This is a genomic window from Rufibacter sp. JT3400010, from assembly GCF_054956755.1.
In genome coordinates, this window is sequence record NZ_JBUDXA010000003.1 from 164,346 (window position 1) to 187,904 (window position 23,559).

The 23,559-nt window shown below is 49.3% G+C and carries 19 protein-coding genes; 15 read left to right on the plus strand and 4 right to left on the minus strand.

Annotation, left to right across the window (positions count from 1 at the left end; translation table 11 throughout):
• Window positions 1-47: 47 nt before the first annotated feature.
• From ACY0JR_RS04155 to ACY0JR_RS04165, 3 genes are all read left to right on the plus strand, one after another.
• Window positions 48-1,367 (plus strand): gluconate:H+ symporter, encoded by a 1,320-nt coding sequence (locus ACY0JR_RS04155; protein ID WP_462632631.1) that lies wholly within the window; start codon window positions 48-50, stop codon window positions 1,365-1,367.
• Between the two features lie 105 nt (window positions 1,368-1,472).
• Entirely contained in the window at window positions 1,473-2,168 is a 696-nt protein-coding gene (locus tag ACY0JR_RS04160; protein ID WP_462632632.1) for a DsbA family oxidoreductase, read from the plus strand.
• A gap of 44 nt (window positions 2,169-2,212) precedes the next feature.
• Window positions 2,213-2,617 (plus strand): ACT domain-containing protein, encoded by a 405-nt coding sequence (locus ACY0JR_RS04165; RefSeq protein WP_462632633.1) that lies wholly within the window; start codon window positions 2,213-2,215, stop codon window positions 2,615-2,617.
• Between the two features lie 291 nt (window positions 2,618-2,908).
• On the opposite strand, the gene ACY0JR_RS04170 is transcribed toward ACY0JR_RS04165, so the two are convergent.
• Window positions 2,909-5,539 carry a glycoside hydrolase family 3 C-terminal domain-containing protein gene (locus tag ACY0JR_RS04170; RefSeq protein ID WP_462632634.1) on the minus strand — a complete coding sequence of 877 codons (2,631 nt, stop codon included), beginning with the start codon at window positions 5,537-5,539 and terminating at the stop codon, window positions 2,909-2,911.
• Between the two features lie 462 nt (window positions 5,540-6,001).
• On the opposite strand from ACY0JR_RS04170, the gene ACY0JR_RS04175 reads away from it, so the two are divergent.
• The 7 genes from ACY0JR_RS04175 (at window position 6,002) to ACY0JR_RS04205 (ending at window position 13,488) form a co-directional block, all read left to right on the plus strand.
• The gene (locus ACY0JR_RS04175; protein ID WP_462632636.1) at window positions 6,002-6,562 is read left to right on the plus strand and encodes an outer membrane beta-barrel protein; all 561 of its coding nucleotides are present in this window, start codon (window positions 6,002-6,004) and stop codon (window positions 6,560-6,562) included.
• A 279-nt stretch (window positions 6,563-6,841) separates the two neighbouring features.
• Window positions 6,842-7,855 carry a PDDEXK nuclease domain-containing protein gene (locus ACY0JR_RS04180; RefSeq protein WP_462632637.1) on the plus strand — a complete coding sequence of 338 codons (1,014 nt, stop codon included), beginning with the start codon at window positions 6,842-6,844 and terminating at the stop codon, window positions 7,853-7,855.
• 584 nt (window positions 7,856-8,439) lie between these two features.
• Window positions 8,440-10,176, plus strand: a complete 1,737-nt coding sequence (locus tag ACY0JR_RS04185) for an AAA family ATPase (protein WP_462632638.1) — start codon at window positions 8,440-8,442, stop codon at window positions 10,174-10,176.
• A gap of 4 nt (window positions 10,177-10,180) precedes the next feature.
• The gene (locus ACY0JR_RS04190) at window positions 10,181-11,101 is read left to right on the plus strand and encodes an HNH endonuclease family protein (RefSeq protein ID WP_462632639.1); all 921 of its coding nucleotides are present in this window, start codon (window positions 10,181-10,183) and stop codon (window positions 11,099-11,101) included.
• A 158-nt stretch (window positions 11,102-11,259) separates the two neighbouring features.
• A complete protein-coding gene (locus ACY0JR_RS04195; protein ID WP_462632640.1) occupies window positions 11,260-11,841 on the plus strand; it encodes a Crp/Fnr family transcriptional regulator in 582 nt (193 codons plus the stop codon).
• Window positions 11,842-11,995: 154 nt separating this feature from the next.
• The gene (locus ACY0JR_RS04200) at window positions 11,996-12,871 is read left to right on the plus strand and encodes a pirin family protein (protein WP_462632641.1); all 876 of its coding nucleotides are present in this window, start codon (window positions 11,996-11,998) and stop codon (window positions 12,869-12,871) included.
• 242 nt (window positions 12,872-13,113) lie between these two features.
• A complete protein-coding gene (locus tag ACY0JR_RS04205) occupies window positions 13,114-13,488 on the plus strand; it encodes an endonuclease domain-containing protein (protein ID WP_462632642.1) in 375 nt (124 codons plus the stop codon).
• 371 nt (window positions 13,489-13,859) lie between these two features.
• On the opposite strand, the gene ACY0JR_RS04210 is transcribed toward ACY0JR_RS04205, so the two are convergent.
• On the minus strand, window positions 13,860-14,660 hold the full coding sequence (locus ACY0JR_RS04210) for an SDR family oxidoreductase (RefSeq protein ID WP_462632643.1): 801 nt from the start codon (window positions 14,658-14,660) through the stop codon (window positions 13,860-13,862).
• Window positions 14,661-14,691: 31 nt separating this feature from the next.
• A complete protein-coding gene (locus ACY0JR_RS04215; protein ID WP_462632644.1) occupies window positions 14,692-16,500 on the minus strand; it encodes a glycoside hydrolase family 15 protein in 1,809 nt (602 codons plus the stop codon).
• Window positions 16,501-16,827: 327 nt separating this feature from the next.
• Between ACY0JR_RS04215 and ACY0JR_RS04220 the strand changes: the two genes are divergently transcribed.
• The 4 genes from ACY0JR_RS04220 to ACY0JR_RS04235 all read left to right on the plus strand — a co-directional run bounded on the left by ACY0JR_RS04220 (window position 16,828) and on the right by ACY0JR_RS04235 (window position 21,311).
• Window positions 16,828-17,475 carry a DUF5025 domain-containing protein gene (locus tag ACY0JR_RS04220; protein WP_462632645.1) on the plus strand — a complete coding sequence of 216 codons (648 nt, stop codon included), beginning with the start codon at window positions 16,828-16,830 and terminating at the stop codon, window positions 17,473-17,475.
• 46 nt (window positions 17,476-17,521) lie between these two features.
• On the plus strand, window positions 17,522-18,703 hold the full coding sequence (locus ACY0JR_RS04225; protein WP_462632646.1) for a serine hydrolase domain-containing protein: 1,182 nt from the start codon (window positions 17,522-17,524) through the stop codon (window positions 18,701-18,703).
• Between the two features lie 566 nt (window positions 18,704-19,269).
• Entirely contained in the window at window positions 19,270-19,773 is a 504-nt protein-coding gene (locus tag ACY0JR_RS04230; protein ID WP_462632647.1) for a VOC family protein, read from the plus strand.
• Between the two features lie 143 nt (window positions 19,774-19,916).
• Window positions 19,917-21,311, plus strand: a complete 1,395-nt coding sequence (locus ACY0JR_RS04235; protein WP_462632648.1) for an MATE family efflux transporter — start codon at window positions 19,917-19,919, stop codon at window positions 21,309-21,311.
• A gap of 287 nt (window positions 21,312-21,598) precedes the next feature.
• Here the strand turns inward: ACY0JR_RS04235 and ACY0JR_RS04240 are convergent, their stop codons facing one another.
• On the minus strand, window positions 21,599-22,585 hold the full coding sequence (locus tag ACY0JR_RS04240; protein WP_462632649.1) for a M90 family metallopeptidase: 987 nt from the start codon (window positions 22,583-22,585) through the stop codon (window positions 21,599-21,601).
• Between the two features lie 456 nt (window positions 22,586-23,041).
• Between ACY0JR_RS04240 and ACY0JR_RS04245 the strand changes: the two genes are divergently transcribed.
• Window positions 23,042-23,497, plus strand: coding sequence for a DUF1801 domain-containing protein (locus ACY0JR_RS04245; protein WP_462632650.1), 456 nt, complete (start codon window positions 23,042-23,044; stop codon window positions 23,495-23,497).
• Window positions 23,498-23,559: the final 62 nt, after the last annotated feature.

The window sequence follows — 23,559 nt, forward strand, 5'->3', positions numbered from 1 at the left end:
GCACCCGTTTTCTGGAAAACACCTGCAAACCAAACTAACCCAGGCCTATGCCGCTCCTGCTCATTGCCCTTGCCGTACTTGCCTTACTGGTCTTGATGATCTTCTTCCGGCTGAATGCCTTTCTGGCTTTGATTCTGGTGGCACTGGGATTAGGCATTGCCGAGGGGATGCCCGTCAAAGACGCCATCACGTCGGTGCAGAACGGGATTGGGAGTACACTGGGGTCTATTGCTTTGATCATCGGGTTTGGCTCCATGCTGGGCACGCTTATCTCTGACAGCGGTGCCGCCCAGCGCATCTCGTTAAGCCTGATCCAGAAGTTCGGGATACGGCATATTCAGTGGGCCATGATTCTGACGGGCTTTGTGGTGGGCTTGCCCATGTTCTACAATGCCGGGTTTATCCTGCTCATTCCGCTGGTGTTCAGCGTGGCGGCCTCTACGGGCTTGCCGCTGTTGTTTGTGGGCCTGCCCATGGCGGCGGCGCTCTCGGTCACGCACGGCTATCTTCCCCCGCACCCCGGCCCCACATCCATTGCGGTCATTTACAAGGCAGACATCGGCTTAACCCTCATTTACGGGCTCATTGTGGCGGTGCCTGCCATCATCATTGCCGGACCGGTTTTCACGCGTTTCTTAACCCGGTTCAAGGCCAGTCCGCCCGCCGGGTTGGCTCCTCCCAGAATCTTCACCCAAGATGAAATGCCCGGCTATGGCGTCAGTTTCTTCACCGCCGTTTTCCCGGTCTTGCTCATGGGTGTGGCTACATTGGCAAACGCCGTGTTACCGGCAGAATCTACGCTCCGCAAAACCCTGGACTTTGTGGGAGACCCGGCCATTGCGTTGCTACTGTCTGTATTGCTGGCGTTGTACACCCTCGGCTTAAGCCGAGGCCGCAAAATGGACGATCTTATGGCTTTGCTGAGTGGTTCGGTGAGTAGCATTGCCATGATCATGCTCATCATTGGCGGGGGCGGCGCGTTGAAACAAGTATTGGTAGACAGCGGCGTAGGCGATTACATCACAGCCCTGGTACGCGACCTGTCGCTCTCGCCGTTGGTGCTGGCCTGGAGCATTGCCGCGCTGTTACGCGTCTGCCTGGGTTCGGCCACCGTAGCCGCCATTACCACCGCGGGTATCACGTTGCCCATGATTGCGGCCACCGGCGTAAGTCCCGAGCTGATGGTGCTTTCCACGGGCGCGGGTAGCCTGATGTTTTCGCACGTGAATGACCCCGGTTTCTGGATGTTCAAAGAATATTTCAGTTTGAGCATTGCAGATACCATTGCCACTTGGTCCATCATGGAGACATTGGTATCGGTCATAGGTTTACTGGGCGTGTTGGGGCTGAATGCTTTCCTGGGGTAAAGCAGCGTTTCATTGGCTTAAATGCTTCCCGTTGCGTACCCTAGAGAATAGACGTTACCCATGACGAATCTATGCGTATTTTTGAGGCATAATTAAGAAACCAAGATGAAAGTAGAGATATGGTCTGATGTGGTTTGCCCTTTCTGTTACATAGGCAAACGCAGATTTGAGAAAGCGCTGGAAGCGTTTCCGGCGAAGGAGAAGGTAGAGATAATCTGGCGCAGTTTCCAACTAGACCCCGACCTGAAGTTCGTGCCCGGCCAATCGGTGCATGAGTATCTGGGCAAACGCAAGGGCGGCACTACTGCCGAAGGAAAACAGATGAACGACCACATGGCCGCCATGGCTAAAGAAGTAGGCCTGGACTATGACTTCGACAAGGCCATCATCAACAACACCTTTGACGCCCATAGATTACTGCATTTGGCCAAAAAGCACGGCAAGCAGAACGAGATGAAGGAGCGCCTGTTTCTGGCGTACTACACCCAAGGCAAAAATGTGGGCGACCTGGATACGCTGGTGCAGTTGGGCGAAGAAGTGGGTCTGAACGGTGCCGAGATCAGGGAAGCCCTGCAAAGCGATGCGTACGCGCAGGAAGTACAGCAAGACATCTACCACGCCCAGCAGGTAGGCGTACGCGGCGTGCCGTTCTACGTGTTCAACAACAAATACGCCGTTTCCGGGGCCCAGCCCACAGAGTTGTTCCAGGAAGTACTGGAGAAGGTTTGGGACGAGGAAAAACCTCAACTCATCAGCGGCGATAGCGCCGGTTCCTGCTCCATTGACGGCACCTGCGACTAAGCCCGCAGATTTGCCTCGTTTTTAGAAAAACACCCGCAAAACAGATGGCCGGAGAAACAGACCTGAACACCCTTCTTCAATCCATGCAACCGGAGCTGAACCCCGGAGAGTACGTCTTTTGCACCGTCTCCCCAGAAAGGTTCGCTCAGGTTCCAATGGATGAGGTTCTGGGCGTATTCAGAGAGCAGGAAGGCGTTACGCTGGTACTAAGAAAAGAAGTGGCCGAGCAGCAGGCGCTAGCGTTCAGTTTTGTAGCCGCTTGGATTACCCTAACGGTACATTCTGCCCTAGAAGCAGTAGGCCTCACCGCCGCTTTCTCCAAAGCCTTGGCAGATCATGGTATCAGCTGCAACGTCATCGCAGGCTTTTACCATGACCACCTTTTTGTAGCCAAAGAAGACGCCGCGAAAGCCCTTCAGGTACTAAAGCAACTGTCGAGTTTTTCGTAAGAACCGGCGAAGAACATGGTTCAAGTTTTCAACTTGGACCCAAAATGCCCGGAAGTTTGCAACTTCCGTGAGGCGAAAGCCTCAAAACTACTATGGCGCGGATTTACTTCCGTGACTTGCTTTTAGCGTAATCCTGAGAGGCACGGAAGTAACTTCCGCGCCATAATATACTATAGTAGGCCAATAAAAATTGTAGGCCAATAAAAAGCCCTCCTGCCAAATGTCACCGGCAGGAGGGCTTTCTTGTTTCGGGCTCGTTTCTGGAAAACAGGCCCGAAACGGAGTGTATTCTTACTTCAAAGCCAGCGTTCCTTCTACGGTCTTCTTGCTTTTCTTCGTAGCGGCATCTGGCTGGCCCCCACCTACGCTGATGGTCACGTTACCCGGGACGTGCTTGGCGGTACCGTCCTCGGCAATCAAATGCAGGTCTTGGGGACGAAGGGTGAAGGTCACCACTTTGCTTTCGCCGCGTTTCAGGGAAATGCGCTCAAAACCTTTCAGGGCTCTGACTGGTGTTTTAAATCCGGCCTGCTGGCGCGTGAGGTACAACTGCACCACTTCGTCGCCGTCCATTTTGCCGGAGTTCGTCACGCGTACGCTCACCTGCACGGGGCTGTTCACCACGCTGTTTTTAGGCAGATCCAGTTTGTCATACGTGAAGGTGGTGTAGCTCAGGCCGTGCCCGAAGCCGTACTGCGGCTGGCCTTTGAAATAGCGGTACGTGCGGTTTTCCATGGAATAATCGCCGAAGGCAGGCAGGTCTTGGTCACTTTTGTAGAAAGTAACCGGTAAACGGCCCGCCGGGTTGTAGTCGCCAAACAGCACATCGGCAATAGCCGTACCCGCTGACTGACCCGCGTACCAGGCGTTCACAATAGCCGGAATGTTCTGGGCTTCCCATGGCATGGCAATGGCGCTACCCGTCATCATCACAAACACCACCGGTTTGCCGGTAGCTTTCAAGGTCTTCATCAAATCGGTCTGTACTTTGGGCAGTAAGATGGACGTACGGTCGCCGCCGTTGAAGCCGGGCTCGTCTACTTTCATTTCCTCGCCTTCCAACTGTGGCGAGATACCGCCCACGTAGATGATGGCATCGGCGTCTTTCACGCGGTTGGCAATGGCTTTGAAGTCAGACTTGGCGAAGTTACCGGCCCGTAGTTGGATGGAGGCTTTGCCGCCGTCCTGGTTGTATTCCACCACCAGGCGGTATTTCTGACCGGCTTTGGTGGGCAGTTTGTAGCTTTTCGCGCCCCAACGGTTGCGAGTCCAGGCGTTCAGTTGCTCTTTGCCGTCTACCAATAAGCGGTAGCCGTCATCGCCTTCTACCTCCAGGGTGATGGAGCCGGTAGCGGTAGCCGTATAATCTGTGGTGTAACGGGCCGAGAAGTTATAGGCTTTCATGTTGCCTACCACGGTTTCGCCCTCTTGCCAGAAGTTGTTCACCCCAGCTTCCTGACGGGTAGCTACGGGTTGGCCTTTCAGCTCCATATTGTTGAAGTATTCGGCTTTTACGCCGGGCTTGCCTTCAAAGCTCAGTTGCGGCGCGATGTTGGTGTACACCAGCAGCGTGTCTTTGGTGAAGGTGGAGGCGCGTTCATAGACCACCTCGGTACCCGCGCCCACTTTGTTTTTGATGCCTTGCAGGGCCGTCACAATCTCAGACGGCAACCCGTTGTAGTTCCCCAGCACCGCAATCGGGTTGTCAGCATTCGGTCCGATAACGGCAATCTTCTTCAGGTTCTTTTTAAGCGGCAGGGTGTTCTTGTCGTTTTTCAGGAGTACCATGGATTGCCGCGCCATCTTAAGCGAATGGGCTTTGTGCGGCGCACTTTCCAGTACGTCTGTCTTGGTCTGCGCGTATTTCACCATAGCCACGGGGTCAAACATGCCCAAACGGAACCGGATGGTGAACAGACGCTTCACTGAGACGTCAATCATGCGCTCGGTAATTTTGCCTTGCTTCACGGCTTGCACCAGGGCTTTGTAGGCATCAGTTCCGCAGTCAATGTCAGTGCCGTGCATTACGGCATCGGCTGAGGCCGAGGCAGCGTCTGGGTGAGTCTTATGGTTCTTGAAGAAGTCATCAATGGCCCAGCAGTCTGAGGTCACGTAGCCGGTGAACTGCCACTGGTTCCGCAGGATGTCGGTCATGAGTTCATCGCTGCCGCAGCAGGGCTGGCCTTTGTAGGCGTTGTAGGCGCACATGACACCCGCTACATCGGCGTTTACCACCAGTTCCTGGAAGGCGGGCAGATAGGTATCCCACAGGTCATAGGGCGTAGCGGTGGCGTTGAACACGTGGCGCTCCGGCTCAGGGCCGCTGTGTACGGCGTAGTGCTTGGCGCAGGCGGCCGCTTTCAGGTATTTGGGGTCATCGCCCTGTAACCCACGCACGAACGCGCGGCCCAGCATGGCGGTCAGGAAGGGGTCTTCGCCGTAGGTTTCCTGCCCGCGGCCCCAGCGTGGGTCCCGGAAGATGTTGATGTTAGGTGTCCAGTACGTGAGGCCCACATAGCGCTGCCCAGATTTACCATCAGCGATGGCTTTGTTGTAAATGGCGCGGCCTTCCAGGGCTGAGAAATCGGCCATTTGCTGCAAAGAGGTGGTGTCAAAGGTAGCGGCCATGCCGATGGCCTGCGGATAAACGGTCACTTTATAAGGCGTACGTGCCACGCCGTGCAGCACCTCGTTCCACCAGTCATAGCTGGGAATTCCCAGACGGTCAATAGCCGGAGCGGCGTTCAGCATCTGGGCCACCTTTTCCTCTAAGGTAAGGCGAGACACCAGGTCGTTCACGCGGGACTCAATGGTGAGCGAGGGATCTTGGAAGGGGTAGGCATATTTCTCTTCTTTGCCCATAGTGAAGGCAGCCATGCCAACGATGGCACATAAAGAGAGTAAAACATAGACTTTTTTCATGAAATGGGGCAAAAAGTGGTTGTGCGGTCTAAATTGGGGAAAATAGTTAACATTTCCGTGGAAAAGCGGCAAGTTTCAAGCGTGGTTATGCCTTTTACCAGAGTCATTTCTTGCAGAAGAGTAAAAAGTCTGCTTCTTCTGCTTTGGGTCTAATTCTTTTAAATTGGCTCTTAAACAGAAGGTCTCCCTGAGGTGGGTGGAGAAAGCTTGAGCTGAATGCAGTCAATAGTGGTCTGTCTCTAAAGACGAACGACATGCCCTTACCGTCATGACTAAACCGTGAGACTTGTATGTAAAGGCGTACCGCCTTCTCTAATTCAATTGCCGGTAAACTCACCGGACCGGGTTGGTAAAACAGAGAAACTCCTCTATCTTCCATTCTAAATATAGTGCTTTACCCATACCGCAAAACGCACCGGACTCAATTATCAAATCGATATATAATCAACCATAAAAACCTACATGAAAAAACTATTCTTTACCCTCATTTTATTGACTTGCATTGGTGCATCAGCGATGGCTCAAACTGAAAAAGGAGCAAAACTTATTGGCGGTGCTGGTACCTTCCACATTAATACCAATGATGAAGATGGAGCTAGTTCTTTTGTAGTTGTAACTCCCCGTGTTGGCTTTTTTGCGGCAAACAACGTGGCTCTTGGAACAGCTGTCCCCCTATTTTATGCCTTTTCAGATAACTTCAGCAGCACTTCAGTAGGTATCACCCCATTTGTGAGAGGCTATTTTGGCTCCTCCGCTACCCGCTTTTTGCTGGAAGGAAGAGTAGGGTACACTCGCCAGAAGTATGAATATGAAGATGCCCTTTTTTCCAGCTCTGAAAAATCAAACTTTTTTAGCTATGGTATAGGTGCAGGGGTAGTACACTTTCTAAATGAGCATGTTGGCTTGGAGGCGCTTGTAAGTTATGACGACTCCAAACTGCCAATGGGCTCTTTTGAGTATAGCAACTTTGATGGCATCAACCTAAACGTAGGCCTTCAAATCTACTTATCTCACAAACAGTAAGTGCTTCCCGTTTAGTAGAAATCTAACTACTGAAAACCGGTGGCTCAGGAATAAAATTCAGTTAACCTGAAATCCCAGCACTTCTTAAGCTTTAAAATGAATTTAAGAGGCCTGACAGGCTTGCCTCTGCTTTCTACCTAGTTTATAAATAACGGCATAAAAAGGAGATATTTCTAAGCCTGAATGGAAGATGTAACTTGCTAGTCAACTAGCGGATTGATGAGCCGGTAAATGAACCCTTCCGCTTAGTCACTTTCTAAAACTGGGCGAAGAAGCTGCATGAAAGAAGTACAACCATACAATGGATTGATCAAGCAAATTGGCGAGTTGCTTGAGGCGGGGCGTGCCCAGGCGGGACGAGCCATCAATACCATTCTGGTGCAGACCTATTGGCAGATTGGCAAACACATTGTAGAGTTTGAGCAGGGCGGAAAAGCAAAAGCTGAATACGGTTCTGAGCTATTAGTCCGGTTATCAAAAGATCTGACCTTAAGCTATGGAAAGGGTTTTGGCCGCTCTAATCTCTTCTATATGCGAAAGCTCTACCAAGCTTTTCAAAATAGTGGGACACTGTCCCACCAATTGGGATGGGGACACTATTATGAGATTCTGAAAGCTGACAATGACCTTGAAATCAGCTTTTATGCCAAGCAATGCGAAAAGGAAAACTGGAGCGTGCGCGAACTGAAACGCCAAATGAAAAGCATGCTCTTTCACAGGTTAACTTTAAGCAAAGACAAAGCAGGCATCTTGCAAATAGCAGAACAGGGAACCGATATGCAGAAGCCAGCTGACATCATCAAAGATCCATATGTTTTTGAATTTCTAGGCATCCCGCAGCAATACCAGTACAAAGAAGGCGAACTGGAAGAAAAACTGATCCGGAATTTAGAGGAGTTTCTGTTGGAGTTGGGCAAAGGCTTTGCTTTTATTGGCCGCCAGTATAAAATCAGTCTGGCTAACCGGCATTTCTTTGTGGACCTGGTTTTTTACCACCGCATTCTTAAATGTTTTGTGTTGATTGACCTGAAGCGCGGCGAAATAGAACATAATGACATTGGGCAAATGAACCTGTACTTGAACTACTTCGCCAAAGAAGAAAATGTGGAAGGTGACAATCCACCCATCGGGATTGTATTAGGCGCTTACAAAGACCACATCTTAGTAGAATACGCCACCGAAAACATCAGCAACCAGCTTTTTGTAAGCAAATACCAATTGTACCTGCCCGACAAAGCTTTGCTTTCAGCGGAGCTTGAAAAACTGTTAGGAGAGGATACAGACCAACTATAAACCCAACGTGCTTATCTACCTTGTTGATTTAAACAATGATAAGGTCTTACGCCTCTAACTTGGTTGATAATATTCTGGCATTAGACAATTGCTGCTGGTGGTCAACTCTAAACCCAATTCTTCTTACGGCACACACGCCGTGTCTAAGCACTACGTGAACCTGCCTGTGGGCATCCGGTCTCTGTCCTACTCCCAAAGCGAAGCCTCCGGCCCTGATGGCAGAGCCCGGCACTCACATGGTAGACAGTTATAGGTGAAAACAAAAGCAGTATGAAGCTGAAAGAAACTCTGTTTTGAATATTAGTAATCCACAAATCAAGTAATTCTATTACGTTTATATACTATCTTAAACTATCAGCTGTACATTTAGTAATAGAAACATAAGGAAATGGCAAGATGAATACCTATCATATAAATCTTATTATACATAAGATAAAACACAACTATTGAATCAATGGTCATATTACCGAGCACAATACCTCAATTGGTTTATTAAAGAGTGAATTACGTAAACAGAAAAAATTTTTTAAATTGAAACAGAACTTAGTATTCGTTGAACAAAGCTTTAGATCAATACATTTAAAATGAAAAACATCCAATACATCCATGAAAATGTTTTTATTCTCCTAAATTCATGGAGTGAAGAAAGCAGAATAAACAACAATGAAATAAATCCTTACTTTTACATGAGAAGCGTCAAAGATGACCGCTTTAAGAAAGGATTTTGGTTCCCAGGAAATGAGTCCTATTTGTGTGTATCGTTTTGGTCGGGCGGAGATTCATATCACAAGACTCCCAATATATATTTTGAAATAAATGAAAAGCTTGGATGCCGCATAGTTGTTGTCTCTAAAGACTCTGACTCTAAGTATGAATATTTTAACCAGCTACTAACTACAATAAACAACAATAACAATACCCCATACATTCAAAACAAAAGCAGCAAAATATGGATTAAGCAACTCTCAAACAAACACCAAGATTGGCAAAAAGAATTGGAAACTTTTTTAATTAGAGACAAACGATGGATTGACGATCATATCGATAACAATCCATTAATTGATTTTGAAGAGTTTGTTTCACGCTTTGGCTTTATCACATCAAAGGACTTTGATACAATGATATCAAGGGTAAAAAAGGAAAGAGACCTACTTAATTCTGAGAAATACGAAAAGCAACAAGCTTTTTATACTTCCAAAAAACTACCATTTTCATTATTAGGAATTTCAATAGAAAACTTTCAAGGTATAAAAAGCACTGGTGTTAATGATTTAAGGCCGGATGCAAGATGGGTATTCATTACCGGAGAAAATGGATATGGCAAAACAACCATACTGCAAGCTATAGCACTAGGCTCAAGTAATGACCCTGAATTAGAAAAATTTCTGGAAAATAAAAGCAGAGTTAGTTTAGAAATAGCTTCCAGAAATGAGAAAGCCTTCCCTATTAGAACGAAGGGAGCGTTAAGCCAAAATGAATCTTATGACTACGGTCAATTTGTAATAGGATATGGACCAGCAAGGTTAAATATACAGTCAAATACCTCAGAAAACATGGATAACAAAAGCAAGAATCATGTTCTGAGCCTATTTGAAAATGACACTTTATTAAAAAACATCAATTATGAATTATTCGCAAGCAACTACTCAGATAAAAACACTTACACTGAACTAGAAACTTTAATAAAGACGGTTACAAAGAATAGAATCTCAGAAATTAAAGTAAAGCAAAGACAAGTCTTATTTGTTGAAACTCTTACAAACGGCGACAAATTAGAAGCTTTACCTCTTGATAAACTTGCTGCTGGATTTAGAAGCATCATTAACATCGTAATAGATATATATCTAAGGTTCAAGAAAGTTCATTCGAATATTCCTTACCACGAATTCTACGGCATTGTTCTCATCGATGAAATTGAGAACCACTTACATCCTGTTTTACAACGAGAGCTCCCAATTACTCTTTCTACTGTGTTTCCTAAAATACAGTTCATCATCAGTACCCATAGCCCAATCCCCTTACTTGCAGCTGAAAAGAACTCTATAATACTAAAAGTGAATAGAAGTAAAAAAGAAGGGGTAACATTGGAAAGGTTAGATGAGATAATTGATTTCCCAAACTTACTTCCAAACACAATTTTAACCTCACCTATTTTTGGCTTTAATAATATTTTTTCAGAAACTAAAAATAGTGAGGATTTTATCAGAGTTGAAACAACCTATAATGAATTGACTCAAAATGAAGAACAAAACAAAAGGATACAACAACATTTAAGCAAAGAAACAACTGATGCCATTTTAAATCTTCTAAGAAATAAATAATAAAATGAGATACGTAATAAAAGACTTAGCTGATATCCCGCCATCTTTAATTACTGATAACGCTAAAATAGATATAGAAAAAATAGCTAATAGAGATGGGGCAACTAAAATAAAAGACACAATTTACAAGGGTCAATATAAAGATACCGAAGGAAGAAGTCAATCTCAGGTTAGAGACTTCTTGAATAAGTACTACATAGGAAAGTGTGCTTACTGTGAGCAAACATGCAAGGCAGAAATTGAGCACTACAGACCAAAGAGTGGAGTTGCAGAAGTTAAAGATCATGAAGGATACTATTGGTTATGTTATACTTGGTCGAACTTAGTACCATCTTGCAGGTATTGCAACACTGAAGGAGGCAAGGGAACTCAATTCCCCATCATGAATGAATCTAAGAGGGTAACCAATCCTTCATTCAATCCGACTAAACTAGACCAAGATAAATGCCACGCACATAAAACACCATTGATTGATGAAGAGCCATATTTACTTCATCCTGAAATCGACAAGAAACCTGAAGCATATTTAATTTTTGAAATTAGCAAGGACAAAAATGGTATTTCGATATTAGGAAAAGACGATAAAGGACGTGGCTCCAAAACTATAAAGATATGTAACCTAAACAGAAAAGACTTAAGAACAAACAGACTACAAGAAGTTTGTTACAACATGAAGCAAAAGATTAAAATAATCTTTGACCTTAACGCTACGAATCATATTCCTAACGAAAAATTAGGAAGTGCTCTAATTGAAGTCTACAAAGAACTTGACAGAGAATCAAACGACGTATCATTAAGTCATACATTGCTTAGAAAATATTTAATTGCAAATGCTACTAACTTTAAAAATCACTTTTCACCTTATCTTGAAAACGACTCAGTAAAAGCAATCGCAATTCAGGCTTTTGAAAATTTTAGGCCTTAAAGCTGTAATTTATAATATATAATTACTTCTATAAATTCAAATAATTTGGATAGTACATAGCAGTTTAATTATTATTAAAACTTTTAAGAAATAGTATATTAGTAGTTTATTTAAGCAGCAGTAGATACTCCAAAAAAGTAAACACTCACAATTTCCTCATGCACTCTCCCCTCTTCGCTTACATCACCCAATACACCCAAACCACGCTCACCGAGGAGGAGCAGGGTTTGATTCAACGCGCCTTCCAGCCGAAGAAGCTCCGGAAGAAGCAGTACCTGTTACAGGAGGGAGATATTTGCCGGTACCTGGGATTTGTGGTGCGTGGGGCCATGCGGCAGTACAGCATAGATGACAAGGGCACCGAGCATATTGTGCAGCTGGCGGTAGAGAACTGGTGGGTGGGCGACCGGGAAAGCTACCTCATGCTTACGCCCTCTTTGTACAACATTGATGCCTTGGAAGACACCGAGGTCCTGCTCATTGAAAAAGCCGACCTCCTGCAACTCTACCAGCAAGTACCCGCCATGACCCAGATGGCCCGGCAGATGGATGACCGGCATTCCATGGCCGTCCAGCGCAGAATCAACGCTGCTATCAGCTTCCCCGCTGAGAAACGCTATGCAGAGTTCGTAGACTGCTACCCCGAGTTTCTGCAGCGCTTCCCGCAGCACCTCATTGCCTCTTACCTGGGCATCACCAAAGAAACCCTGAGCCGCATCCGCAAGCAACAGGTGCTGTAAGTCCGCGCGCCCCGCCCCCACTCCAGTTTGTTGACATTTATCAACGGTTTATTTTATCCTACATCATCGTCGGGCGGCGGGTCTTTGCCGCACCTTTGTATCGTTCGGAAGGGGAAAAGAAAAGCCCTTCTACCACCCTTAAAACGATACAGCCATGAAAAAAGAAGTGAGTTTCTCCACCAGAGGCCAACGCGCCGACATAGGTGATTTAACCATCTACCGCATTGTGCCTAACCGCTACGCCCAGGCCGTGGGTCCCTTCGTGTTCCTGGACCACATCGCGCCCAAAGTCCACGCCGCAGATGCGCCCCGCATGAAAACCGGAACCGGTGCCCACCCGCACAGAGGCATCGCCACGCTCACGTATTTGCTGCAGGGCGAAGACGAGCATTTTGACAGCGCCGGACATCACGCCAAAGTCACTTCGGGCGGTATCCAGTGGATGAAAGCGGGCAACGGCGTCATCCATGACGAGAACCTGAACCCCGACCCGCAGGACGATAGCCGCACCACCCACGGCCTGCAGTTCTGGGTGAACCTTCCGGCCAAAAACAAAGCCGAAGCCCCGGAATACCTCGCCATCCAAGCCGAAGATGTTCCGCAGAAAAAGTTGGACCAGAACCGGGGCTGGGTGAAAGTGATTGCAGGTAGTTACGAGGAATTGACTTCCCAAATCCCGAGCTACTCTGAGCAGTTCATCTACCACCTGCACCTGGAAGCAGGCCAAACGTTCTCCCTTGACACCACGCCCGGCCTGGAGTACGCCGCCTTCTTACTGGAAAGCAACTCGGTGCTCAACGGCACGCCCTACCACGCCGGCGAGTTCCTGGAATTTGACCGCAAAGAAGGCACTATTGAACTGACCAACCCGTCTGCCGAGGCCATTGACGTCATTCTCTTCGGCGGCGAACGCTACCAGGAACCCATCGTGGCCGAAGGTCCCTTCGTGATGAACTCCAAAGCCGAAATCGCCGAAGCCTACCGCGATTTTTTCAACGGCAAATACGGCCAGATTGTGTATCCTAACTAAGTAGTTAGGTTGACCACTCAGATAGGTTTTGAGAGTGAACCTGTGGGCGAACGGCAGTCATGTATAACAGCGCTACTGCCGTTCAACCCAGGCTCTTCATCAAACGGCTCCACTTAATTAAAGACACCTATTTAATTAGATTCTCCCCTTGAGGATTGCCCAAACGAGAGTTTGAGGCAGCGAGCGCAGCTCAGAAGAGGGGTGTTTACACCTACCGGTCACGCATTCCGTAAGCATTCCTGATGCCCAACAGGATCATTCCATATCGGCCAGACCTGCGGGAAAAAGCAAAGCACCTCCGCAAAAACAGCACACTGGCTGGGGTGCTGCTCTGGAAGGAAATCAAGGATAGAAAATTGGGATTCCAGTTCCACCGGCAGGTACCCATGCTCAATTACATTGTAGATTTCTATAGCCATGAGTTGCAATTAGCCATTGAAGTAGATGGTGATAGTCATAACGACAAAGAGGAATATGACCAACGAAGGGAGCAGGAACTGAACGCATACGGTGTCAGGTTCCTCAGATTTCAAGACATTGATGTAAAGCGAAACATCAGATATGTAATGGATGAAATCTTCCATTGGATAGAAGAATATAGTAATCAGCAGAAGTAGCTCTCCTGTGTAAACACCCCTCTACGCTCCCCTCAAGGGGAGAATCTGCATTTTGAGACTGCCTACTATGGCGCGGAAGTTACTTCCGTGACTTTCTGCAATCTCAAGTCACGGAAGTAACTTCCGCACCATAGTGCAGGTTAACTCAAAGACGCAGAATTGAGTTGATATTGGTATGATTTGGCGGGGAAACTGAACGAGTTAGGGGACAAGACCCTAGATGCTCAGAAGTCCGTTTTCAACCTACTTTGTTAAAAATAGTCTTCAAACAGACCTTAGCCTCCTTTACCACATAAAGCCCAAAGCGCCTCACCAGTACATCTGATGAGGCGCTTTGGGCTTTCTTTCCAAAAATCAGCGATGAAACAATATCAACCATTATCCACGAAACCGGGGTACAGGGTCATGCCGCCGTCTACGTAAATGGTGGTGCCGGTGATGTAGTCGCTCTCCGGTGAGGCCAGCCAGACGGCTACTTTGGCGATGTCCTCGGGGAGGCCTATGCGTTGGTAGGGAATCAGTTTCAGGAGTTCTTTTTTCTTTGCCTCGTCCTGCCACACATCGGCGTTGATGTCTGTGGCGATGGCCCCCGGCGAGATGCCGTTGACGCGTATTTTCTTAGGGGCTACTTCCAGGGCCAGTGATTTCATGAGCATGAGAATACCGCCTTTGGACGAGGCGTAGTTCACGTGCCCGGCCCAGGGAATAATGTCATGCACCGAGCTCATGAAGATGATGTTCCCTTTGGCTTTGTCTTCGGGCCCGGCCTGGCCTTTTTTATCGAATATTTTGATGGCTTCGCGGGCGCAGAGGAAATAGCCGGTCAGGTTAGTGGTCATCACCTTGTTCCATTGCTCCAGCGTCATTTCGGCGAAGGCGTTGTCCTTTTGGATTCCGGCGTTGCTCACCAGCACATCTACAGTGCCGAAGGTATCTACCGCCTCCTGAAACATGCGGGTCACGTCTGCTTCGTTGCCTACATCTGCTTTGCAGATAATGCCTTTTCCGCCGCCCTCTTCTACCTGTTTCAAGGTTTCGCGGGCACTTTCCTCATCGCCGTGGTAATTGATGATGACGTTGGCCCCTTGTTGCCCGAAGGCGATGGCAATTCCCTGGCCTATGCCGGAACTGGCACCAGTCACTAATACGGTTTGTGTGGTCTTTGTTGACATGTGCTTCTTGTTTATAGTGGGAGGAACTCTCTTATGCTCGTTTTTTATTTAGCTGCCGGTCCAGGTTATAGGCGGCACTGATCAATCCTAAATGGGTGAACGCCTGCGGAAAATTGCCCAGATGCTCGCCCTGAAAACCCAGTTGCTCGGCGTACAAGCCCAGGTGGTTGGCGTAGCCCAGCATCTTCTCAAAGTAGAACCGCGCTTTCTCCACCTGCCCCGACCGCGACAGACATTCTACGTACCAGAACGAACACATAGAGAAAGTGCCCTCGTGGCTCACAAAACCATCGGGCGCAGCCATATCTTGCCGGTAGCGGTACACCAAGGAGTCTGAGACCAGTTCTTCTTCAATGCGTTTGAGCGTAGAAAGCCAGCGCGGGTCTGTGGGACTGATGAACCGCACCAGCGGCATGAGCAGCGTAGACGCATCTACGGTCTGCGCGCCGGGGTACTGCATAAACGCCTGCTTCTCCTCGTCCCAGAAATCGGTGAAGATGCTTTCGTAGATTTTGTCGCGCTCAATGCGCCATTCTTCCTTTAGGGGGAAAGACCGTTTCATGCCCATTCTGATGGCGCGGTCAAACGCTACCCAACAGAGTAACCGCGAGTACAGGAATTTCCTGCGGCCGCCCCGCACCTCCCAAATGCCTTCGTCGGGTTGGTTCCAGTTGCGGGTAAGCCAGTCCAGGTGTTTTCCCAGGCTTTTCCAGAAATCATATGAAATTGGGTCGCCGTACTTGTCTGAGAGGTATACTGAGTCCAGCAGCTCGCCGTAAATGTCCAGCTGCAACTGGGCGTAGGCATCATTGCCAATGCGCACCGGCGAAGACTTCCGGTAGCCCTCCAGATGCGGTAATTCTTTTTCTTCTAACTGCCGTTCTCCGTCCAGGGAATACATAATACCCAAGCGGTCCTCTGCTTTGATTCCCTGGCAAACGGCTTCTACCCAATGCATGAAGTTGCCCGCTTCCTTGGTGTACCCCAGCCTGATCAAGGCATACATGGAGAAAGAGGCGTCTCTGATCCAGGTGAAACGGTAATCAAAGTTTCGGCCCCCGCCAATGTTCTCGGGCAGACTGAAGGTGGGCGCCGCCACAATGGACCCGTACTTATGCGAGGTGAGCAGTTTCAGAAGCAGCGCGGAGCGGTTCACCATGTCCAGCCAGCGGCCGGTGTAGGTAGACTGGCCTATCCAGTTTTTCCAGTAGTTCACGGTCTCAAACAAACTCTGCGTCACGAAAGCCTCAAAGTCCCTACCCTTGGCGTGTTCCTGGTCTACGTGCTCCAGCACGAAATCGGCGGTCTGGCTCTGCCCTAAGGTGAACTCCGCTACTACATCGTTCCCGTCCAGTTGCAGGGGCACAGAGCTCACCAGGCGCAGGATAATGGAGCCTTCGTCTGTACAGGTAAACAGGATTTCATGGTCTGAGACCTGCTCTACGGTGTGCTCGCTCTGGCCATAGTTGAACCGGGGGCGGCACGTGAGGCGGTATTTCACCTCTCCCCTGATAGTGGCCACCCGCCGCACCAGTTCCTTGCCGTTGAAGAGTTCTTCTACCGGCATGAAATCCGTGATCTCGCCCACGCCTTCCTCTGACAGAAAGCGCGTCAGGAGCACGTTAGTGTCTGGCAGGTAGAGCTGTTTTGTCTTCCTTTCTTTGAAAAGAGGCTCAATCTGGAAACTTCCGCCTTTGGCAGCATCCAGCAGGGCGGCAAAGATGCTGGGCGAATCAAAATTGGGGAAGCACATGAAATCTATAGACCCGTTCAGGCCTACCAGGGCCACGGTGTTCAGGTCGCCAATGATTCCGTAATTTTCTATAGGCTGATAAGGCATGTAGGCAAAAGATAGAAGGTACGCTGCGCCGGTAAGACCAGCGCGCGCTAGTAAATACTGCCATTGCCCCGCAAGTGTTCAGGTATGGAGGTGATTTCTGACCAAGAAGAAAGGTCTGTTCTTGCCCTGGTTTTCTAAAACGAGCCCTAAAACGGTATTTCTCTGGCTTCTTTGGTTTATAGAAATCCGCTAATTTTTGAAAACACCTCAGCCTTAACCTTTTGAAAATCTGAAATATACTTTAACTTGATTCCTGATAGGTGATGCCGCAGTTACCGGTTTGGTTCCTGTGGCACAGAGGGGAAGGCAATCTCAAAGTTCTGTCTCATGATAAAAATAACTAAACAGTTAGCCGCTTCCGCCTTCTTTGTAAGCATGGGGATTTCCTTTAGTGGTTGCGAGAAAGAAGAACCACTGGCAGCGGAGATAATCAAGCCCCTCAACGCTATTAGCATGCAAGTAAATGAACAGAGATGGCAACCGGCCCAGATAGGAGAAGACGACTGTATGCAGACGTTCAGTGTTTCCAGGTCTGGGCTAACGGGGAGTGGTGGCGTGAATAAACCGTTTTATACTATTTGGGCCTACCGAGACCTCAAAGCCGTAGCCGATTACCGAAGCGAGAACGTATTCCGGCTGCAATTCATGAATGTCAAAAAAGTGGGCAGCTACCCTATTACCGGCTCCTATAAACAAGATTTTAGTTCTTTTGTGGTGTTCACTCTGAATGAGCCCGGTGCGCCTTCCAGCAGGTACATCAATAAAACAGACAAAGCCAACTTCAAGGTAGAAGTAAACGCCTTTTATCCCATTCCCACTTCTTTCAGCACTGGCATAGAAGGTACTTTTTCCGGCACACTTTACAATGAAAGCAATCCACAAGATTCTATTACCATCGCCAAAGGCGCATTCACTTTCAAAAAAGTAAACTGGACCACCTTTAACCAATGTGCTGAACAAGGGATGAAGACATAGCTAGATGACAGATTCTGGAGATTGAGTAGTATTTCGCACTTTTGCTATGAAAAAGTCCTTCCTGTTTTCCCTCTATCTTTTTTCAGTTTCCTGGTCTATTTGCGCGCAAACCATTACGCGTCTGGATAACAGCAAAATCACGGCGGTGGCGCTGGACGCCAAGATTCAGCAACTCATGCAGGCGGCGCAGGTACACGGGTTGGCTGTGGCGGTGTTCAACCAGAACAAGCCGGTGTACCAGAAAACCTTCGGTTATAAAAATACGGGCACCAAAGAACCCCTTACTCCTACCACCAACCTCTACGGCGCCTCACTTAGCAAAGCGGTGTTTGCGGTGCTGGTGATGAAACTGGTAGAGGAAGGCAAACTAGATTTGGACAAACCGCTGCAAAGCTACCTTCCCCAACCCATCTACACCTACACGCCTGCTACCAAATGGCACGACCATTACCAGGACCTGAAAACCGATACGCTGTACCAGAAAATAACCGCCCGCATGTGCCTGACCCACACCTCGGGTTTTCCCAACTGGCGCTGGGACTTACCAGACGAGAAGCTGCGCGCCCAGTTTACACCGGGACTTAAATACAGCTATTCGGGCGAAGGACTCGTGTACCTGCAAGTGGTGCTGGAAAAACTGCTGGGCCAACCACTAGAGGAAATGATGCGGCAAAAGGTGTTTGGGCCGGCGGGCATGACCAATTCATCGTACACCTGGCAGCCCCGGTTTGAGCAAGACTACAGCCTTGGGCACCAGGCCAACGGAACACCGTATGAGAAAGACAAAGACAACGAGGCTCGCGCTGCCAGCACCCTGGAAACCACATTGCAGGATTATACGCTGTTCACCCAGGCCGTACTGCAAAACAAACTCCTGAAACCTGCTACTACCAAGGCCATGTTCACCCCGCAAATCAGGATTAAGTCGGTGCAGCAATTCGGTCCTTTGCGCCTGCGCGATTCCACCACCAATGATGGCATTCAGTTAAGCTACGGTTTGGGTTGGGTGCTTCTGCAATCACCGTACGGCACGGGTGCCTTCAAAGAAGGGCACGGCGACGGCTTCCAGCACTACACCATCCTCTTCCCAGAAACTGGTACCGGCATTGTGCTCATGGGCAACAGCGACAACACCGAGAGCATTTTCAAAGAACTGCTGGAATACGCCATCAAAGACACCTTCACGCCCTGGTACTGGGAGAATTACATACCTTACACCCAGAAGTAAGCCCCAGAAGAATGCTCAAAGACCACACATTTCGTCCCCCTTTGAAGGCAGGGTCGTTAAGTTCTAAAAATTGATATGGTTCAAGTTTTCAACTTGGACCTAAAATGAGCTGAAGTTTGCAAATCAGTGAGGCGTTAGCCTCAAACTCTGCAAGAAAGGCAATGGACTTTACCGCAGTTTAAGCCTCCAAAGTAGAACTTAACGGCTCTACCCCTTGGAAGGGGGATGATTCCTCCTGCTAATCATGGCGTACCTCCAGAATCTATGGTGCGGAAGCTATGTAAGTCACGGAAGTAAATCCGCGTCATAGAAGGCCATAGTAGATTTTGCATAGCTGCTTCCTTCGGGTCTTCAACGGCCTTGGTCATCCCCCTACCCCCTTCCAAGGGGGAGGGAATACGTGCGCTGCATAATGGATTGCCTTACTTGTTATATTTCCTCATTCATATTATCGCTATAGCTTGCCTTTCTTTTGACGCAAACGCCCCGTCATTTGTCGTTTTTGCACCCTCTTTCCCAGCAATGGAAAAGGTAGATTTACTACTCAACCACTTCTCTAGATCATCATGGAAATAAAACCCAACTACACCCAGAAAATCACGCCGTTTCTGTGGTTCAACGGCAACGCCGAAGAGGCCATGAACTTCTACACCTCCATTTTCAGGAACTCCCGCATCAAATTCATTTCCCGTTACGGTGAGGTTGGGCCGGGGCCGAAGGGACAAGTCATGACCGGTAGTTTCACGTTGGAAGGCCAAGAATTTATGGCCCTGAACGGCGGACCGGCTTACTCGTTTACGCCCGCTATTTCGCTCTTCGTGCACTGTGAAGACCAGGAAGAAGTAGATGACCTGTGGGAGAAACTTTCAGCGGGCGGGGCTACCAATCGGTGTGGCTGGCTACAAGATAAATTCGGGGTATCCTGGCAGATTATCCCGGCCATCTTAGGCGAGTTGCTGCACGGCAAAAACGCCGATACTTCTGGCCGGGTGATGCGGGCCATGCTCCAGATGGATAAGCTTGATATTGCTACGCTTCTGCAAGCCTACCACGCAGAAGCTACTGCGTAACGTGATTTCGCCCGCGCATATAACTTTAGGCAATAATGCCTGTTAAGGTGTTCTTAGGTGTCCTTGCGTTTACTTGAAACCACACCTGCGGGTGAAGGTTTGCGTACTTAGGGCCAAGCACCCTTCTAAATTTACCATCTCTCATGAATTCGCGCAAAGAATTCTTCAGACTCATGTGGGCTGCCGTGAAAGGCCAGGAGCAGGACTATACCCGCCTGGGGCTGAAAGAATCCATTGTGTTGCTGGCCACACCCATGATTCTGGAGATGCTCATGGAATCTTTGTTTGCGGTGGTAGACATCTTTCTGGTGGGTAGGTTGGGTTCCTACGCGCTGGCCACGGTGGGCCTCACCGAGTCTATCCTGATGATTGTGTACTCGGTGGGCATGGGTTTGAGCATAGCCGGTACTGCTATGGTGGCCCGGCGGTTTGGGGAGAAGAAATACCGGCAGGCGGGCACTACCACGTACCAATTGCTGGTCACCGGCGGCATTCTGGCTTTTCTCACCAGCATCCTCACGTTCTTCTTCGCCCCTCATATTCTGGCGTTGATGGGTGCCGAGGCGGAGGTCATTGCCAAAGGGGTGGGTTACACGCGCATCATCTTTGCAGGAAACCTCATCATCATTCTGCTGTTCCTCATCAACGGGGCGTTTAGGGGAGCCGGACTGCCGCACCTGCCCATGCGTACGCTTTGGCTCGCCAACGGTGTGAACATTGTACTGGCTCCGCTCTTTATCTTCGGGCTGGGCCCCATGCCTGCTTTGGGGTTGGAAGGCGCGGCTTGGGCTACCACCCTCAGCCGGGGTATTGGCGTCGTGTACCAACTGTACCATTTGCTCAACGGGAAGCACCTGCTCAAGATTGCCAGAGAAAACCTGGTGCTCAACTACAAGGTGGTAAAACGTATTCTGAAAGTAGCTGCGGGTGGCATGGGCCAGTTCATGATTGACTCCGCGAGCTGGATTTTCCTTACCCGCATCATTGCCGAATTTGGCAGCGATGCCCTGGCGGGGTATACCATCGCGTTCCGGGTGATTACGTTCACGCTGCTGCCTGCCTGGGGCTTGTCTTCGGCGGCTACTACGTTGGTGGGCCAGAACCTGGGGGCAGGCAAACCGCGCCGAGCGGAACTTTCTGTGTGGCTCACAGCCCGCTATAACATGATTTTTCTGGGTGTAGCCACGGCTGCTTTCTTTTTCTTCGGAGACCATCTGGCCGGTCTTTTCACGCAGGAACCAGCTGTCATTTCCATCGCCTCGGCCGGGCTTAAAATCATTACGCTGGGGTATATCTTCTTCGGACTGGGCATGGTGATGGTGCAGGCGTTCAACGGAGCCGGAGACACCAGAACGCCGGCCATCATCAACATTCTGGTGCTTTGGGTGCTGGAAATACCGTTGGCTTACCTGTTGGCCGTGTACTTTGGCTTTGGCGTAACCGGCATCTTCGTGACCATAGCCTGTAGCCACTCCACCCATGCCCTCCTCAGTTGGTGGGTGTTCCGGAAAGGCAAATGGAAGACTGTGAAGATTTAGGAACGTTTCAGGCCTGTTTTCTAGGGATTAGCTTTGAAATGGACCTGCACCACCCCGCCCTCCAGGCACACCTCCTAAACTAGGAGGGGAGTTTCTGTCCCCGGCTGCAAAACCGCCTGTTCTAAAGACCTCGCAGTGTCTGTGCCGATGCCGTTCCCGTTACGCCAATCAGGAGATTGGCTGTCCGGTGGTGCTTAGAGCGCTGACGCTAACTCTACGCACAGCAATAAACTCCCGGCAAGTCTGGAGACCCGCGCTAGGGTTGACTTGTAAATGCAGGAACGTGTTTAAGCCGCTGACTTTTTAGGCAAGCAGCAGGTTTTGTACTTCTTGCCGCTGCCACAGGGGCAGGGTTCGTTGCGGCCCAGGCGTTTGCCGTAGGGGTTCAGAAGCTCATTGAAGTTGAGCCGGAAGCGACGTCTGGGGTTTTGTTTGAAGATGCGGGAAAGCATGGTGTACAAGCGCGGATGTTTCTCTGAGAGCTGGGCGGGTTTCTCAAAGAAATACTCGGTGGTGACGGCGAAGAACTCGGCTTCATTGGTGGCCGCGTACGGGTTTATGTCTGATTCGCCTTTCTTGATTTGTTTGATTTTGCGCTCCATGAGCTCCTGCCAGGGCTGCACCAGTTCATCGGGCAGGTACGCAGCGGGCGTGCCGTCAATCTCGCCATCGGCCTGGTCCAGCATGTGCGCGAATTCGTGGATACCCACGTTCTGGCGGTCGGCCATGTTGTGGAAGCCGCGTTCCAGAGCGGGTTTGGACAGGGTTACGTAATGGTCGTTCTGGAAAGGATTCACGCGGCCCAGCACCTCAGAAACAGCCTCGCTGTCTTCGTCCTTGAACCGCTCCAGACTGCCCGGAAACACCAGCACTTCGCCCAGGTTCTGGTACTCCCAATCTTGTATCCCGAACACGGGAATAATAGCACTGGCGGCCACCAGCACTTTGGTGACGTCATCAATGCGCACCTCAATGCCCGTAATGCGCTTCTCAGAAAGAAACAGTTGCAGCATTTTTTCAAACCGCTCTTTCTCGGCGGGCGTCTGCAAGGTATGGTAAAAGCCTACCCGGTCATTCAGGATCTGCCGCCATTCCGCCGGAAACTCCTGCGCCATGATTTTCTTTCTTCTCCGGTTCTTGCGGGTAGCCCAGCGGTAAAATACCACACACACTACCGCCACCACTAAAATAAACGCGAACATTCCCATAGACGCTACCAACGTGTAAACGGCGGGAAAGATGCACGCCGATTGGCTGGCGTAAAAATAGTGCATTGACCTGAATCTGAAAGTTCTGCCGTATTCCTTCCTTCGAAGGGAGACGGATGCGTGCCCCGGCTACAAAGCGTTCCTGTTCTGGCACCATTTTCAGCAAAACAGCCCCAAAACACGGACAGCACTAACCTAGCCGGGCAGGTTAAAGCATTCCTCGTACTTCGGCGCAGGAACAACCTAACCAGAACACTTGCCCGCGTCTGGCGAGTGTGAGTTACCTGCGGCCTCTGGCCGAATGATGGGAATGTTAACCAATATTTCACGTAGCGGAAAGCTCTGTTTCAGGTCTGTTTTTAGAAAAACAGACCTGAAACAGAGCTTTCTTTTGGTGGATAGCCACTAGTGGCACCACATTAGGTCTTTTTGCAAATTCTGCTAACTTTGATAGGTGCCTTGGGGTGTTCTTCCACTTCGGCCAGAGGCCTTTGTTTGTGTTCATCTTAACTGTATCAGCTTATGCAGACTACCGCCCTCAGCCCGCAAGAATACGTAGACACGCTTCCCGAGGACCGAAAACAAGCGCTTTCTGCCCTACGAGCCGTGTTTTCACAGAACCTACCCCACGGCTTTTCTGAGGAGATGAGTTACGGCATGGTGGGCTACGTGGTGCCGCACACGCTGTACCCGGCGGGATACCATTGCAATCCCAAGCTGCCTTTGCCGTTTTTGAGCATTGCGTCGCAGAAGAATTTTATTGCGGTCTACCACATGGGCTTGTATGCAGATACGGAGTTGTTGGCTTGGTTTACTTCGGAGTACCCCAAGCACAGCAAAACCAAGCTGGACATGGGCAAAAGCTGCATTCGGTTCAAAAAGCCCGACCAGATTCCGCTTCAGCTACTGGGCGAACTGGCCGCTAAAATGACGCCACAAGATTGGATCCAACTCTATGAAGCTACGTTGAAGAAGTAAACCCCTTACATATCTCAGTTTCCCCAGGAGCTGGAAGAATTTTAGAATCTAATCCTGCATTT

Bases quoted from the DNA above. Each gene is read 5' to 3' on its own strand.
- ACY0JR_RS04230 (WP_462632647.1), top strand. From the start codon at position 19,270: ATGGAAATAAAACCCAACTACACCCAGAAAATCACGCCGTTTCTGTGG.
- ACY0JR_RS04170 (WP_462632634.1), bottom strand. From the start codon at position 5,539: ATGAAAAAAGTCTATGTTTTACTCTCTTTATGTGCCATCGTTGGCATG.
- ACY0JR_RS04190 (WP_462632639.1), top strand. From the start codon at position 10,181: ATGAGATACGTAATAAAAGACTTAGCTGATATCCCGCCATCTTTAATT.
- ACY0JR_RS04155 (WP_462632631.1), top strand. From the start codon at position 48: ATGCCGCTCCTGCTCATTGCCCTTGCCGTACTTGCCTTACTGGTCTTG.
- ACY0JR_RS04210 (WP_462632643.1), bottom strand. From the start codon at position 14,660: ATGTCAACAAAGACCACACAAACCGTATTAGTGACTGGTGCCAGTTCC.
- ACY0JR_RS04215 (WP_462632644.1), bottom strand. From the start codon at position 16,500: ATGCCTTATCAGCCTATAGAAAATTACGGAATCATTGGCGACCTGAAC.
- ACY0JR_RS04165 (WP_462632633.1), top strand. From the start codon at position 2,213: ATGGCCGGAGAAACAGACCTGAACACCCTTCTTCAATCCATGCAACCG.
- ACY0JR_RS04180 (WP_462632637.1), top strand. From the start codon at position 6,842: ATGAAAGAAGTACAACCATACAATGGATTGATCAAGCAAATTGGCGAG.
- ACY0JR_RS04200 (WP_462632641.1), top strand. From the start codon at position 11,996: ATGAAAAAAGAAGTGAGTTTCTCCACCAGAGGCCAACGCGCCGACATA.
- ACY0JR_RS04245 (WP_462632650.1), top strand. From the start codon at position 23,042: ATGCAGACTACCGCCCTCAGCCCGCAAGAATACGTAGACACGCTTCCC.
- ACY0JR_RS04205 (WP_462632642.1), top strand. From the start codon at position 13,114: ATGCCCAACAGGATCATTCCATATCGGCCAGACCTGCGGGAAAAAGCA.
- ACY0JR_RS04160 (WP_462632632.1), top strand. From the start codon at position 1,473: ATGAAAGTAGAGATATGGTCTGATGTGGTTTGCCCTTTCTGTTACATA.
- ACY0JR_RS04220 (WP_462632645.1), top strand. From the start codon at position 16,828: ATGATAAAAATAACTAAACAGTTAGCCGCTTCCGCCTTCTTTGTAAGC.
- ACY0JR_RS04195 (WP_462632640.1), top strand. From the start codon at position 11,260: ATGCACTCTCCCCTCTTCGCTTACATCACCCAATACACCCAAACCACG.
- ACY0JR_RS04235 (WP_462632648.1), top strand. From the start codon at position 19,917: ATGAATTCGCGCAAAGAATTCTTCAGACTCATGTGGGCTGCCGTGAAA.
- ACY0JR_RS04225 (WP_462632646.1), top strand. From the start codon at position 17,522: ATGAAAAAGTCCTTCCTGTTTTCCCTCTATCTTTTTTCAGTTTCCTGG.
- ACY0JR_RS04185 (WP_462632638.1), top strand. From the start codon at position 8,440: ATGAAAAACATCCAATACATCCATGAAAATGTTTTTATTCTCCTAAAT.
- ACY0JR_RS04175 (WP_462632636.1), top strand. From the start codon at position 6,002: ATGAAAAAACTATTCTTTACCCTCATTTTATTGACTTGCATTGGTGCA.
- ACY0JR_RS04240 (WP_462632649.1), bottom strand. From the start codon at position 22,585: ATGCACTATTTTTACGCCAGCCAATCGGCGTGCATCTTTCCCGCCGTT.